This window comes from Rothia nasimurium (genome assembly GCF_014217215.1).
Lineage (GTDB): Bacteria > Actinomycetota > Actinomycetes > Actinomycetales > Micrococcaceae > Rothia > Rothia avistercoris.
In genome coordinates this window covers 368046-381819 of sequence record NZ_CP056080.1, presented here as the reverse complement: position 1 = coordinate 381819, position 13774 = coordinate 368046, and the positions used below count along the sequence as shown (strand labels likewise).

At 62.6% G+C, this 13774-nt stretch carries 13 protein-coding genes and 1 tRNA gene; 6 read left to right on the top strand and 8 right to left on the bottom strand.

From position 1 onward, the window contains the following. The 5 genes from HWU94_RS01845 to HWU94_RS01825 all read left to right on the top strand — a co-directional run bounded on the left by HWU94_RS01845 (position 1) and on the right by HWU94_RS01825 (position 4798). Positions 1–642 (top strand): sugar O-acetyltransferase, encoded by a 642-nt coding sequence (locus tag HWU94_RS01845; RefSeq protein ID WP_244955994.1) that lies wholly within the window; start codon positions 1–3, stop codon positions 640–642. A gap of 28 nt (positions 643–670) precedes the next feature. Beyond that, on the top strand, positions 671–1534 hold the full coding sequence (locus tag HWU94_RS01840; protein ID WP_185174062.1) for a hypothetical protein: 864 nt from the start codon (positions 671–673) through the stop codon (positions 1532–1534). Between the two features lie 173 nt (positions 1535–1707). Next, entirely contained in the window at positions 1708–2421 is a 714-nt protein-coding gene (locus HWU94_RS01835; RefSeq protein ID WP_185174061.1) for a response regulator transcription factor, read from the top strand. Between the two features lie 147 nt (positions 2422–2568). Next, the gene (locus HWU94_RS01830) at positions 2569–3792 is read left to right on the top strand and encodes an ATP-binding protein (protein ID WP_185174060.1); all 1224 of its coding nucleotides are present in this window, start codon (positions 2569–2571) and stop codon (positions 3790–3792) included. Beyond that, the gene (locus tag HWU94_RS01825; protein WP_185174059.1) at positions 3782–4798 is read left to right on the top strand and encodes a hypothetical protein; all 1017 of its coding nucleotides are present in this window, start codon (positions 3782–3784) and stop codon (positions 4796–4798) included. Before HWU94_RS01830 ends, HWU94_RS01825 begins: the two co-directional genes overlap by 11 nt. Before the next feature lie 513 nt (positions 4799–5311). Here HWU94_RS01825 and HWU94_RS01820 read toward each other — a convergent pair. The 4 genes from HWU94_RS01820 to HWU94_RS01805 form a co-directional block, all read right to left on the bottom strand. Further along, positions 5312–6847, bottom strand: coding sequence for a dihydrolipoamide acetyltransferase family protein (locus HWU94_RS01820; RefSeq protein ID WP_185174058.1), 1536 nt, complete (start codon positions 6845–6847; stop codon positions 5312–5314). Between the two features lie 17 nt (positions 6848–6864). Further along, positions 6865–7866, bottom strand: a complete 1002-nt coding sequence (locus HWU94_RS01815) for an alpha-ketoacid dehydrogenase subunit beta (RefSeq protein ID WP_185174057.1) — start codon at positions 7864–7866, stop codon at positions 6865–6867. A 2-nt stretch (positions 7867–7868) separates the two neighbouring features. Then, entirely contained in the window at positions 7869–9044 is a 1176-nt protein-coding gene (locus HWU94_RS01810) for a thiamine pyrophosphate-dependent enzyme (RefSeq protein WP_185174056.1), read from the bottom strand. Positions 9045–9200: 156 nt separating this feature from the next. Then, the gene (locus HWU94_RS01805) at positions 9201–10337 is read right to left on the bottom strand and encodes a histidinol-phosphate transaminase (protein ID WP_185174055.1); all 1137 of its coding nucleotides are present in this window, start codon (positions 10335–10337) and stop codon (positions 9201–9203) included. A gap of 146 nt (positions 10338–10483) precedes the next feature. Here HWU94_RS01805 and HWU94_RS01800 point away from each other — a divergent pair. Beyond that, positions 10484–10558, top strand: a tRNA-Thr gene (locus tag HWU94_RS01800). 123 nt (positions 10559–10681) lie between these two features. Here HWU94_RS01800 and HWU94_RS01795 read toward each other — a convergent pair. The 4 genes from HWU94_RS01795 to HWU94_RS01780 all read right to left on the bottom strand — a co-directional run bounded on the left by HWU94_RS01795 (position 10682) and on the right by HWU94_RS01780 (position 13761). After that, complete coding sequence (locus tag HWU94_RS01795; RefSeq protein ID WP_185174881.1) at positions 10682–10918, bottom strand: hypothetical protein; 237 nt, start codon at positions 10916–10918, stop codon at positions 10682–10684. 35 nt (positions 10919–10953) lie between these two features. After that, a complete protein-coding gene (locus tag HWU94_RS01790) occupies positions 10954–11805 on the bottom strand; it encodes a CoA ester lyase (RefSeq protein ID WP_244955993.1) in 852 nt (283 codons plus the stop codon). Positions 11806–11891: 86 nt separating this feature from the next. Beyond that, positions 11892–12650, bottom strand: coding sequence for an ABC transporter ATP-binding protein (locus HWU94_RS01785; RefSeq protein ID WP_185174054.1), 759 nt, complete (start codon positions 12648–12650; stop codon positions 11892–11894). Between the two features lie 19 nt (positions 12651–12669). Beyond that, on the bottom strand, positions 12670–13761 hold the full coding sequence (locus HWU94_RS01780; protein ID WP_185174053.1) for an ABC transporter permease: 1092 nt from the start codon (positions 13759–13761) through the stop codon (positions 12670–12672). Positions 13762–13774 lie beyond the last annotated feature (13 nt).

The window sequence follows — 13774 nt, the reverse complement described above, 5'->3', positions numbered from 1 at the left end:
ATGACGAACTGGGATGAGCTGCGCGCCGGTAAGAGCATCTTTGAGCAGATGACGGCGGGGTTCGCCTACCGCCCGGACGATGAGTGTGCCGATACCCACTACCGGGTGGTGGAGCTGGTGGAGGAATACACCCGGCTGTACCGGGCCCGCGATAGCCGCAAGCGGGAGGTGCTAGCCCAGATTGTGGGGTCCCTCGGTGAGGGCTCCACAATTCGCCCTTCGGTTGCCTTTGACTACGGGGTCAATACCCATATTGGGGCGGGTTGCTTCTTCAACTTTGGTTGTGTCTTCCTTGACGTTGCCCCCATTACCTTTGGTGATGCCGTCCTGGTGGGCCCCAACGTACAGTTCTTGACGCCCACCCACCCCCTTAACCCGGTGGACCGCGAGGCCCTGTGGGAGGGCGGCCTGCCTATTACGGTGGAGCGTAACGTCTGGATTGGCGGCGGGGCGATTCTCTGCCCGGGCGTCACCGTGGGTGAGAACGCTGTGATTGGTGCCGGTGCGGTGGTGACCAAGGACGTCCCCGCCAACGCCGTGGTGGTCGGTAACCCCGCCAGGGTGATCAAGTATGTGAGCGCAGATGAGCGCCCCACCGATCCGGCCCACCAGTACAGCCCCCAGGCTCTGGGGGTGGCGTAAGTATTTTTTGTAGAAAGGGGCGTTGCCGGTGACCGATCAGCCTAAGAACCGCCGTGATTTTGATGAGTGGGACGCTGTCTTTGAGGACTCCGACCCCACCCGGGTGCTCGACCCGCGCACCTTCGGGCAGGACGCGGGTGGCAGCCCGGCGTCTACCCCAGCAGACCCCGAGGTCTCGGCTACCCGCTACCAGCGCGTTCCACCCACAGAGCAGAACCACCAGCAGACCGTTCCGGTTCAGGCGCAGCCCCAGCCCACTCAGCAGGTTTATTCTGCTGAACCGGCAACTCCTGCCCAGCCTCTGCAGCCGATGCCGGCGTCCGCACGCCCCGCAGCAAATCTGGGTGCGACAGCGCCCGCCGCTGCCCTCAAACGGGTGCAGTTCGTCCCGGCTTTCTGTGGTGCCCTGGTCGCCTACGCCCTTACCACCGGGGGTTTGGCCCTAGCCCGAACCATGATGGGGGTTCTGGGGGTCTCCGTCTACAGCGGCCTGACCGAGACGGTTCTAGCCGTCACCGCACCCGCCAGCCGCACACAGGCTCTGCCCTGGCTCATCACGGTTGCCGTCCTTATCTCGGTGGCCTTTGGGTTTGCAGGCTACACCGCCTCGCGCATGACGGCCCTAGCCCCCAGCAAACAGGCCGTGGGCGTCCTTGCCATGAGCACCCTGGGCGCACTTCTTGCCACCCTGCTCACATGGGCAACCGCCCAGCTCACACACCCCCTAGCACCCGCCTACGCCCTCCAGCCCCTCTTGGCCCCCGATCTACCTATCGGCGCCCTGACCGTCCTGGCCACCGGTGTCCTAGCTCTTCTTGCCGCCCTCGCAGGAGCCGGGCTGGGGCTGCGCTACCACCGTGCCCTGACTACCGCGGACGCCCGCAGCCGCTAAAACAGTAAGAGCGCGTCACCGCGCCCACAGTTCAGCCCACCAACCACACTTTGCCTGTAAAATATTTTCGTAAGAAAAACACCCAGTCTGCTCACCGCACCACACACAGCAACCGACGAGCAGCCACCACCCACAGGTGAAGGTTGCACCAGCACACGAGGTAAGTAGGGATCATGAGCGTAGTACGCGTAGGCATTGTCGATGACCACGAAGTCGTCCGTGAGGGCATACGAGCCGTCGCAGCAGGCGCCAGCGAAATCGAACTGGTCGCCGCAGCACCCACCGCGGCAGACCTTCTCGTTGCCCTGGGTCGCAGTCTCTCCGACCCCTCGTCCGCTGACCTGGGCAAGCTCAAGCGCGACTGCGACGTTGTGCTGCTCGACCTCTCCCTGCAAGATAAGTCCCGCCCCTCAGAAAACGTCGACATCCTGCAGCGTGCCGGCATCAAGGTGCTCATCTTCAGCATCGGAGAGAACCCCGGCCTGATTCGTGAAGCTCTCAAGGCAGGTGCCCTTGGTCTGGTGCGCAAGTCAGAGCCCCTCGAACACGCGCTGGCAGAAGCCAAGAACATCGCCGAAGGCAGGGCCGTTGTCACCAAGGAACTGGCAGCAGCAATCGACGGTGACCACGAGTTCTCCCGCGCCAACCTCTCCCCCCGCGAGCAGGAAACCCTGCGCCTCTACGCCTCAGGTTTCGCACAGGTACAGGTAGCCCGCCGCATGGGCATCAAGCAGTCCGCTGTTAAGACCAACATCGACCGTATCCGCGAGAAGTACGCCCGCGTCGGCCGCCCCGCCCCCACCAAGATCGACCTGCGTATTCGCGCTATCGAAGACGGCCTGGTTGATTCCATGGAAGACACCTCAACCGCAGACCGCAACCTCTAAGACGCGAAGACCTAAGGACGCACCCTGTCTACCACCACCGGCGGCGCCTCCCGGGACCTAGCCCACGCGCTACAACCGTCGCGGGCAGACCGCATCCGTTCTTTCTCCTTCAAGTCACTCTCCCTCACCACAGGGCAGCAGCGACTCATGGGGCCGAGCTCCTCCGACCTCTACTGCACCCTGGAAATCATCTACTCCCTCATCGCTGTAGGTCTGCTATTCCAGTCGCTTGCCAACATCTCTGAGATTCGCGGGGGTGACTCCTACTGGTATCTGGCGATCATTCCCTTACTAGTAGCCCACGCTGCCCTGCTGATGTTCAACGGCATTCGCAAGGAAGTCTCTGCTAAGGTCGTGAGCTTTATGCTGGCGATCGCCTACGGCTCTTACCTTCTGTGGCCCTTCACGGTAGGGGCTGAACACTCCGCAATTCCCTGGTCTTGGCTCTTTGGCATCTATGCCATGCTGGTTCCGGTCTTCGAAGAAAGCCCGCGAGAGAGCATCATTCACAGCATCGTTTTCCCGGTACTACTGGTCATCAGCTCGGTATCTGCCCACGTGATCAAAGGCTCCCCCCTCGATGCCACCGAGCTTCTCATTCGTGTGGCCTATCTAGGCTTCTGTTGCGCCCTGCTGGCCGGACTGGCCCGCTTTGCCCTCAACGCCGTCCACGAATCAGACAAGACCTACTACGAGACCCTCTCTGCCCAGCTTCTGCTCAACCGCTCACGCGACTACGCCAAGGAGCTACAAGGCTTCGATAAGCTGGTCCACGATAACGTGATGGCAGCCCTGCTCGACGCCAGCCGTAACCCCGGCGAGCTACCCCAGCGCACCCGCCTGCTAGCCCGCCGCGCCATCGGCGTGCTCGAAGAAGAGGCCCTCAAGTCCCAGCCCCAGCGCCCCATCACCTTCCAGGCTCTAACCGAGCAGATTGCAGAGGGCGTGGAGCCCTGGAACCAGCGCCTGCGCTTTGTCTCCGACTCCATCGAAAAGTACCCGCTCGCCAGCCCCGATTCCACCCTGCCCTACACCGCAGCAAGGGCCTTCACCCACGCCGTCACCGAAGCGGTATCTAACTCTGCCCGCCACTCGGGCACCCGCACCACCCATATCTCGATTCGTACCGAGATGCGCCGCCCCTTCAACTCCACCCGCTCCGACGAGGTGCGCCCCTACATTCTCTGCACCATCTCAGATAAGGGCCAGGGCTTCTCGATGAGCAACATCGATTTCCGCCGCCTGGGCGTGCGCGTGTCGATGATCCGATCGATGGAGGATGCCGGTGGTATGGTCACCATTACCTCGGCACCGGAGAAGGGCACCCGCGTTGTCGTCCAGTGGCCCCATGAGGAACCCAATGCTGGCTAAGTACTATCGCTCCCGCATCCTCACCCTCATTCTGAGTACCGTCACCCTGCTGATTCTGGGGTCTTTCTTCTTCTGGTACGACCACTACACCGTCACCCGCGCCCCCCACTGGGCGATTCTGCTGAGTCTCTACGCCCTGGCTACACTACCGGTTTTCCTTCCCACCAAGCGTCTGGCCCTGCCCGACGTCATGATGCCCATCATCATGGTGCTGGGGCTTAACTCGGTTGATACTACGCTGAGCGCTATCAGCCACTCGATTACCTTCTCCAATCTCTCCTGGCCCCTCATGGCCTACACCCTGCTGGCTGCGGGGCTGGTCTTGCGCCGCCATACTTTCTTTGGCTGGCTCTTCTTTTGTGGCTTTGTGGTGCTGGTGCTGAGCTGGCACACCAACTATTTCGATACCCGTCTGACGCTCTCTACCGAGTTTGCTATCCCCTTCCTGCTCATGCTGTTGAGCATGATTGTGCCTAAGCAGATTGAGCAGGCGGTCTCTAAGACCAGGCAGGCCCTCAGTATGCGCATTACCGCGGACGCCGGGCGCGCCGAAGAGACCGATATGGGCGCTATCGCTACCCAGCGTGTGCAGGAGGTCCGCGCTCTGACCGAGGATATGCTGCACCGCATCGCCTATAACGAGTCACCGGTGACCCGCACCGAGATGGACGAGTTCCGCTTCACCGAGGCACATCTGCGCGATACGATTCGCGGCCGCTACATCGTGAATAAGGAGATTCTGGACGCCGCCTGGCTGGCCCGCCAGCGCGGGGTCAAGGTCGATATTCTGGACGAGCGCGGCTCGGCCCTACCCTCCCGTGTATCGCTGGCGCTTACCCAGTGTGCGGTTGATCTTTTTGATAACGCGTCAGGCGGTACTATCACGGTGCGTGCCTTCCCTGCTGACGATCAGACCGCTGTCATGCTGGTACACGATGGCAATTCAGAGGACGAAGAACCTAGTGCCATTGAGATTTCTCAGACCGGCGTGGTGGAACGTTTCTAGAGCTTATTTAGTCTGGGCACCCTATCTATGGTGGGGCAGTCTTGTGGGCATTTTGAGGGAAGCGATTAGCCTCCTGCCCCGGGGGTAGGCGCTAGTGTCGCCCTATATGAGGACATACAGACCGAGCCACCCTCGACTAAGATTTACAGTAACTTGAGTGTTTCTTGCACTGAGTCGGGGGACTCAGTGTTCTGGCGACGTTGGGGGACTGACCCAGAGATTATCGACAGGAGCACCTCAAGGGCATAAGGTAACCTACGAGACCTGAACTTATGTGGGCTCAGTGCCCATAGATTCGGATTTCTTAGGGGAGATAATTCGGATTATGCTCCAGGTTTCGTACCTTGGCGTTGTGAGGCTCCCGCCCTAACCGGCGGGAGCCTCACTCTGTTCACACTCGTTCCGTTGGTTTTTAGCCATCAGGTTGAACTTTCGACGGAGCCAGCGAGGTTACCGTGTGCTGCAAGGCCCGGGCGCTCACATGAGTGCCCGGGCCTTGTGCTTTTCTGCCCTTTACATATCGAGGAGGAGCGCGGGTTCCTCAAGGATTGATGCAACATCTGCCAGGAACTTAGCCGACAGGTCGCCGTCGAGGACGCGGTGGTCAAAGGACCCGCCCAGGGTGGTAACCCAACGGGGAATTACTTCACCGTCTACGACCCAGGGCTTCTGCTTAATGGTGCCGAAGGCGATGATAGCAGCCTCACCGGGGTTGATAATCGGGGTTCCGGTGTCAATACCCAGAGAGCCGATGTTGGTGATGGTCATGGTGCCCTGCTGCATTTCGGCGGGCTGGGTTTTGCCTTCGCGGGCCCGGGTGGTCAGGTCGTTGAGGGCGAGCGCCAGCTCCCGCAGGTTCATGGTCTGGGCATCCTTGATGTTGGGGACCATCAGGCCGCGCGGGGTGGCTGCGGCTATTCCGAGGTTCATGAAGTGCTTAATCTGAATCTCGGAGTCGGTCCATGTGGCGTTGACCTGCGGGGTGCGGGCGGTTGCCCAGATGACGGCCTTGGCCAGGATCAGTAGCGGGGTGACTTTGACGCCCTCGAACTGGGGAGATTTCTTGAGACGCTTGACGAACTCCATGGTGCGGGTGGCATCTACGTCGACGAAGATTGAGACGTGGGGGGCCTTGAAGGCGGATTCGACCATGGCTTTGGCGGTGGCTTTGCGGACGCCCTTGACCTTGATACGTTCGATACGGTCACCCCCAACACCTGCCGGGATCCAGAAGCTCTTGGGGTCGGTGGTGTCGGTGACGTTGGCCTGTTCGCTGAGGCTCAGGTGGGCTGCGTAGTTGAGCAGGTCGCGTTTGGTGACCTGCCCCTGATCGCCGGTGGGGGTGACCTGGGCTAGGTCGATTCCCATGTCTTGGGCTGCTTTACGCACGGGGGGCTTGGCGAGGGGCTGGCGGCGGGGTACCTCGCTGGTGCCGGTTTCTGCGGGTAGGTCCTGGCTGCCCAGGCGGCGGAGCACTCCCTTGCTGCCTTCGCCCAGGAGCTTGCCCGCGCGGGCGGGGAGGCCGGTCAGTAGCTGACGGCGGCTGTCGGTGGGTAGCGGTGCGGCTGCAGGTACCGGAGCGGACGCATTTGCCACAGCCGCCTCAGGCTGGGGGACGGCGGCGGGCCGGGTAGCAACCGGGTGGGTAGCGGCTGTCTTCTTACGGGCCCGGCGCTTGACGGGGTCAGCCTTGGGGCCTGAACCTACCAGGGCGTTGCCGCCGCCCTGCTCCCCTGCCGGTGCGGCAGCCTGCTGGGGGGCGGCGTCCGGACGCTCTGCCGCAGGCCTACTCCCCCCGCCAGCTTCGGTGCCCTCCCCGGCGATAGCGATGATGGGGGTGCCCACCTCTACCGTCTCGCCCTCGGCAACCAGGAGCTCCTGCACGGTGCCCTCGTAGGGGGAGGGTAGCTCAACAACCGACTTGGCGGTCTCGATTTCAACGAGTACGTCGTTGACCTCGACGGTGTCGCCGGGAGCTACCTTCCAGCTGAGGATTTCTGCCTCGGTGAGGCCTTCGCCCACATCGGGCAGGTTAAAGATCTGTGACATGGTGTGCCTTTCGGGCTTTAGTAGGCCAGGGAACGGTCGACGGCTTCGAGCAGGCGGTCTATACCGGGCACGTACTCTTCTTCGACGCGGGAGACCGGGTAGGGCATGTGGTAGCCACCCACGCGGATCACGGGGGCCTCTAAGTGGTAGAAGCAGCGCTCGGTGATGGCGGCTGCGATATCTGAGCCGATACCGCCGAAGGTGGGGGCCTCATGGGCCACGACCAGGCGCCCGGTTTTTTGCACCGAAGCCTCGATGGTGGGGATATCAAGCGGTGAGAGGGAGCGCAGGTCGATGACCTCGATGGAGCGGCCGTCCTCAACCGCGGCCTGGGCGGCAGCCAGGGCCACCGGAACCAGCGGGCCGTAGGTGGCGATAGTCAGGTCGTCGCCCTCACGTACTACCTGGGCGGTAAAGGGGTCGAAGTCGGTATCTGCGAAGTTGACCTCGCCCTTCATCCAGTAGCGGCGCTTGGGCTCGAAGTAGATGACCGGGTCGGGGTGGGCGATGGCTTTGCGGAGCATCCAGTAGGCGTCGTGGGGGGACGAGGGGGTCACCACGCGCAGGCCCGGGGTGTGGGTGAAGAGGGCCTCGGGGGACTCCGAGTGGTGCTCTACCGAGCCAATCATGCCGCCGTAGGGAATACGAACGGTAACGGGCACCTCGTATTGGCCGTGGGTACGGCCGTGCATTTTAGAGAGCTGCGAGGTGATTTGGTTGAAGCCGGGGAAGACGAAACCGTCGAACTGGATTTCGGGTACGGGCCGGTAGCCGCGCAGGGCCATGCCGATGGAGGTTCCGATAATGCCGGATTCGCCCAGGGGGGTGTCCATGACGCGGGTGGGGCCAAAGGTTTTTTGCAGGCCGTCAGTTACGCGGTAGACGCCGCCGAGTTTGCCGATGTCTTCGCCCAGAGCCAGAGCCTTGCGGTTGGCGGTCATTTCATCGTGTAGGGCGCGGGTAATAGCCTTAGCCAGGGTGAGGGTTTCGGTGCCCTGCTGAGGGGTCTGGTCTGACATAGTTAGTCCTCCTCGAAGCCGTCGTTGTAGGCGCGGTAGAAGGCGCGGTCGTCCTCAACCTGCTGGTGGGGGGCCGCGTAGGCGCGGTCCAGGTAGGTTTCGAAGGTGTCGGGTTCACTGGAAAGAACGTAGGAGCGGACGCCCTTCACCTGCTCTTTGGTGTAGGCGGTGACCTCGTCAAAGAAGGCGTCATCGGCCTGGCCGGTTGAACGCAGGTAGGCTTCGAGGCGCACCATGGGGTCGAGCGGCTCGTAGGTGGCGCCGTGGTCCTCGGGGCGGTACTTGGTGGGGTCGTCGGCCGTGGTGTGGGGGCCGAGTCGGTAGGTTTCTGCCTCAATCAGCACGGGCCCCTCCCCCGCCCTGATTTTGTTCATGGCGTAGCGGGTGGCGGCGTAGACGGCTAGCACGTCGTTGCCGTCCACGCGCAGGCCCTCGAAGCCGTAGCCGGCAGCTCGGGTTGAGATGGGCACGCGGGACTGCACGCTAAAGGGCACAGAGATGGCCCAGTGGTTATTTTGCACAAAGAAAAGGACGGGCGCGTTGTAGCTGGCCGCAAAGACCATAGATTCGTGTACGTCGCCTTCGGTGGTTGACCCGTCGCCAAAGTAGACGGCTACGGCTGGTTTCTCGGCGTCCTGTTCGGGGTCGGTTCCCTGCCCCTGGCCGGTCTGGGCCTGACCGGTTTCTGCCTGGATCTCGGCGTCGAGGTTCAGTCCCATGGCGTAGCCGGTGGCGTGGAGTACCTGGGCGGCCAGCACCAGGGTGTAGGAGTGCACGTTATGTTTTTTGGCGTCCCAGCCCAGGGTGCCTGAGCCCCGGAAGAGGGGGGTGATTTCTTCGGGAGTGATGCCGCGTTCGAGGAGGACCCCGTGGTCGCGGTAGGAGGGGAAGATGTAGTCGTTGGTGGCAAGGGCCCGGGCGGACGCAACCTGGGCAGCTTCCTGCCCGCGGGAGGGAACCCAGAGGGCCAGCTGCCCCTGGCGCTGCAGGGAGGTCATTTCGTCGCAGAAGCGGCGGGTCAGGGCCATGGTGCGGTACATGTCTTTGAGGTCTTCACCGGTGAGTTCGTCTGCGTAGGCTGAGAAGCTGGTGTGGGGGGTGGTCTCACCCGCTTCGTTCATGAGCTGGATACGCTCTGGTATTCCCCAGGGATTACCTGGGGTTTGTGTCTGTGACATGGGGGTCTCCGGTCTTGCTCTGTTACTACCTTTTCTTAACCCTACGCCTGCCGGTGGACAGAGAGGGTCCATTTTTAGAATTTTGAGGGATTAATTGCAAATAAGTTGAGGTAGGTGGGCGGTCAGATGCCCCCGCCCACCTACAGTCCGCCTGCCCTAGAGGGGCTTATCAGTGCGTTCTTCGAACTCTGCTGCGATTTTGAGCAGGCGGGCATTGGCCTCGTCCTCGCCAATGCTCACGCGCACGCCCTCGCCGGCGAAAGCACGCACGGACAGGGCGTTAGCTTCAGCCAGGGCAGCGAAAGCTGCCGAGTGCTCACCCAGGGGTAGCCAGACGAAATTGGCACGGGTTTCGGGAACCCAGTAGCCCAGCTCCTGAAGCCCGGCGACGACCTTTTCACGCTCAGCGACCAGGTGTTCTACTCGCTCCATGACCTCGTCGTTGTAGTCGAGGGAGGCCACAGCAGCCTTTTCAGCCAGGGCGCTGACCGCAAAGGGAGTGGCACCCACGCGCAGGTGGGCGGTGACCTCGGGATGGGTGATGGAGTAGCCCACGCGCAAACCAGCCAGGCCCTGGGCCTTGGAGAAGGTGCGCAGAATAGCAACGTTGGGGTAGTCGGGGTAGACGTCCAGGCCGTTGACGGGAGGCTCTTGCCCTTCAGGAATCTCGGAGGCCGCACAGAACTCGAAGTAGGCCTCGTCAATCACCACGAGCACATCGCTGGGCACCTTGGCCAGGAAGTTGCGCACCTGGGACTCAGTGACGGCCGGGCCGGTGGGGTTGTTGGGGGTGCAGATAAGGATGACGCGGGTCTGGTCGGTCACGGCAGCTGCCATAGCGTCCAGATCGTGGGCGCCGTTGGGCAGGTTGGGCACCTGCACGCTCTTAGCACCGGCCAGGCCAACGCAGATGGGGTAGGCCTCAAAAGAGCGCCAGGCGTAGATAACTTCGTCCTGCACACCGTCGGGGTGGGTACCTGCAAAGGTGGTCAGAATCTGGGTTAGGGCGCCTAAGCTTCCTGCGCCGGTAACGATATCCTCGGGGTCAACCTCCAGATGCTCCCCTAGCGCAGTACGCAGGGCGGTAGAGAGCGGGTCGGGGTAGCGGTGGACGGTATCGAACTCAGCCAGAATCTGAGCAACCGAGGCCACCGGCCCGAAGGGGTTCTCATTCGATGAGAGCTTGTACTGAGTAAGCCCCTCAACCGGTGCCGGGGGTTTACCTGCGGCGTACTTGGGGAGCTGATTGAAAACCGGGCGGGGGTGCAGCCCGGAACGCTGTGAATTTGTCATGCCATCCATTCTAGTGTTACAGGCCACAAAATCTAGGGTTGGGGGTGCCATGCTTTTGCTCAGGCAGTGCCCGTAACCGGTGGTTGCAGCCCTCTCTTTCTGGTAAAGTTTTCTTTCGTTCGCCCCCGATGAAGGGGTGGGAGCAGGCCTCCATAGCTCAGGGGTAGAGCATTTCCCTCGTAAAGAAAAGGTCGTCAGTTCGAATCTGACTGGGGGCTCCATCAACAAAATCTCGCGGCCCGCACCGGTTCAGGTGCGGGCCGCGAGTTTTTTTGTTGTCTATAGACCGCCCGTGCGGACGCGTCCGCCCGCTTCTGGCGACACCCAATCCTGTGCGGGTGGGGCTAGCCTTCGTCCAGGTGGTTTTCGGCCCCGTACCCGATGAGGTAGGCCCAAATCCAGGCGGTGATAACCGCCAAGAAAGGTACCACCAGCAGGTGGGTGTCGTTGGCAAAGAGCCAGCGGTAGAAACCCCAGAGGGCCAGTGAGGGCACGAGGAGCAGGGCAAAGAGTAGCAGGAACCCGCGGGAGAAGCCGCCGGTGGGCGTCCTACGCGTTTGAAAACCAAGATATTTCTTCACGCTGCCTATCCTACCGCTACCACCTGGGAGTTCTTCTAGCTACGCCACAGGCCGTAGGTCTTGGCCAGCGACGAGACCTTGCGGGCGCGGGCAAGACGGGGCAGGTAGGAGCCGTCCTGAGGTACGGAATCCCCTTCGCTCTTTTGCAGGAGTTCTCGGGCCCACTTAATCTCGTCGGCGCTGGGGGCTAGCCCGACGTTGATGGTTTCTGCCTGGGCGGGGTCGAGGGTGAGTTTGCCGGTCATACCGTGGCTGGTGGTAATAGCGCAGTCCTGGAGGAGGTCGCCACCGTACTTGCCTACCGAGGGCCCGTCGATGGGGCCAGCTAGGCCGCCCACGCGGGAGGCTAGCACCAGCTGGGAGCGAGCAAAGGCCAGCGCGATGCGGTCATCTGATACGCCGGTGTCTCGGCGGTAATCACCTACGCCGAAGGCTAGGCGGAAGGTGCCGGGGGCCTTGGCGATACGCACAACGTTCACCATGCCCAGGGCGGTTTCGATGAGGGCGATAACGGGGGTACCTGCCGGGAGCATCATGGCGGTGCGGGTGACGTGATCGGGGTGCTCGGTCATGGCCAGCATGACGCCCTTGAGGCCGCTGACCTGGTTGAGGGCTTCAAGGTCTTTGGCCCAGTGATCACTTTCAATACCGTTGATACGAACCCAGGCTGAAGCGCCGCTGTTGAGCATGGTTTTGAGGTGCTCGCGGGCTTCGGCCTTCTGCCCTTCGGGGCAGCCGTCTTCGATGTCGATGATCACCGAGTCAGCCTCTGATTCGAGGGCTGCGGCGATGGTTTCTTCGCTTGCGGCGGCAGAGACCAGTAGCCAGGAGCGGGAGAGACGGGCGGGTAGGGAGGCTGCGCGTTCGTTGCGGTGAAAGTTAATCACGGGTGTGTCCTTGTAAAGGTTATTTTGACCGCTTCAAGTTTACCCTGCCCGCTTGCCCCGGGGCTGGCTGACTCTCGGAGTAAAACCTAGGCTGCCGGTGAGCTCTCTAGGCGGCCGTCGACCATGTGCTCGACGCGGTTGGTGAGCTGCACCTGTTCGAGGTCGTGGGTGATCATGAGGGTTGCGGTATTGAACTCTGCGGTGACCTTGGCTAGGAGCTCGACAATGGCGGCGGAGCGTTCGGCGTCGAGGGCGCTGGTGGGTTCGTCAGCTAGGAGCAGGGAGGGTGATCCCATGAGGGCGCGGGCGATGTTGACGCGCTGACGCTGGCCGCCGGAGAGCTGGTGTACGCGGCGGTTGGCGGCTTCGCCCAGTCCTACCATGTCGAGCAGGTCTGCGGCGGTGGCGCGGGCGGCCTTGAGTTCTGCTCCGCGGGCGCCGCTGATGCGAGCGGTGAGTTCTAGCTGTTCGGCGGCGGTGAGGGAGGCAATGAGGTTGGGCTGCTGGAAGATAATACCGATGTCGGTGCGGCGCAGAGCCGCGAGGTCGGTGTCCTTGTAGGCGGTGGTGTCGGTGCCGTTGATGAAGCGAACCCCGGCGGTGGGGGTGATGAGCCCGGCGGCAACCGACAGCAGGGAGGACTTACCCGAGCCGGAGGCGCCGGTCAGGGCGATGAACTCGCCGCGGCCCGCGGTGAGGTTCACGTGATCTAGGGCGCGCATGGTGCGCGGGTTTCCCTTCTCGTCTACGCCGTCGGGGTAGTCCAGCACGATGTCGCGCAGTTCAAGGACGCTGGGGGCAGCTAGGGTTCCTTCGGCCAGGGGGCGGGTGAGGAGGTCAGCCATGGTGAGGCTCTTTTCTGTTCTAGTTGCCGCCGAGGGCAATCATGGGGTCTACGGTGGCGACGCGGCGCAGGGCGATGAGGGCGCCGCCCATGCCCAGGGCCCAGATTCCGGTGGCGGGGCCGGCGATGGTGAGGGCTGAGAGCTGGAAGGGTACGGCTCCTGCGGCCAGGGTGCCGAGGCCCCAGCCCACCAGGGCACCGAGGGCTGCACCGACGGCGAGAATCACGGCTGCCTGGGCGAGGGCGTCCTTGGTGAGGAAGGCGTGGGAGGCACCCAGGGCGCGCATGACGGCGATGTCGCGGGTGCGCTGAATGGTCCAGACGGTCAAGAAGGAGATAATTACCAGGGCGGAGATGCCGTAGAGGAAGCCCTGCATGGTTTTGAGGGAGCCATTCTCGGAGGAGTAGGCGGGCAGGGCTGCGAAGGACTCGCGGGTAGTCAGGGCCTGGGTTCCGGTGGCATCTGCGGTGGCTGCGTAGTCTGCGCTACCGGTTACGGCCAGGACGGTGCCGAGCACGGCGTCCGGCCCTTCGGTTGCACGCTGGTGGGTGATGCCCTGCCAGGTGGCGGTAGTTGCCCAGCCTGCGTTGGTGTGGGAGTAGAAGGTGTCTTCGGTGATGCCTGAGACGGTCACATCGGTGCCCGAGAAGGTAACGGTATCACCCACGGTCGCGCCGATCTCTTCAGCAACGCTGGTGGGCAGGGCGATCTGCCCGTCACCGGGCTCGGCGCCCTGGATGAGGGGCGCAGTGTGTTCAGCCAGGTCAGAACCGGCAGGGGTAGCGATTAGGCTCATCGAAGCGGCCCCGTTGCCCTCAACCTTGCCGGTGAGGAAACCGACCGGGATGGCATTGGCACCGGCTGCCTGCCACTCCTCCTGCAGGCCGGCAGTGACAGCGGAATCGGTGAAGGATGCCTTGCCTCCGCTCTCAGACGGGGCGAATACAAAGCGGTCAGCCCCCATCTTTTCAAGGGCATCGGTGTTCTGGTTGCCCAGCCCGCCGGTCAGACCGGTCAGCATGACCAGCAGCAGGGTAATCAGGGCTACGGTCGCCCCAATCAGGGTAAAACGGCCCTTGGCAAAGAGGATGTCACGCCAACCAACGAACATGACTGCACTACCT

Excerpts from the sequence above, each read along its gene's own strand:
- HWU94_RS01845 (WP_244955994.1), top strand. The coding sequence starts at position 1 with ATGACGAACTGGGATGAGCTGCGCGCCGGTAAGAGCATCTTTGAGCAG.
- HWU94_RS01835 (WP_185174061.1), top strand. The coding sequence starts at position 1,708 with ATGAGCGTAGTACGCGTAGGCATTGTCGATGACCACGAAGTCGTCCGT.
- HWU94_RS01830 (WP_185174060.1), top strand. The coding sequence starts at position 2,569 with ATGGGGCCGAGCTCCTCCGACCTCTACTGCACCCTGGAAATCATCTAC.
- HWU94_RS01825 (WP_185174059.1), top strand. The coding sequence starts at position 3,782 with ATGCTGGCTAAGTACTATCGCTCCCGCATCCTCACCCTCATTCTGAGT.
- HWU94_RS01820 (WP_185174058.1), bottom strand. The coding sequence starts at position 6,847 with ATGTCACAGATCTTTAACCTGCCCGATGTGGGCGAAGGCCTCACCGAG.
- HWU94_RS01815 (WP_185174057.1), bottom strand. The coding sequence starts at position 7,866 with ATGTCAGACCAGACCCCTCAGCAGGGCACCGAAACCCTCACCCTGGCT.
- HWU94_RS01810 (WP_185174056.1), bottom strand. The coding sequence starts at position 9,044 with ATGTCACAGACACAAACCCCAGGTAATCCCTGGGGAATACCAGAGCGT.
- HWU94_RS01805 (WP_185174055.1), bottom strand. The coding sequence starts at position 10,337 with ATGACAAATTCACAGCGTTCCGGGCTGCACCCCCGCCCGGTTTTCAAT.
- HWU94_RS01785 (WP_185174054.1), bottom strand. The coding sequence starts at position 12,650 with ATGGCTGACCTCCTCACCCGCCCCCTGGCCGAAGGAACCCTAGCTGCC.
- HWU94_RS01780 (WP_185174053.1), bottom strand. The coding sequence starts at position 13,761 with ATGTTCGTTGGTTGGCGTGACATCCTCTTTGCCAAGGGCCGTTTTACC.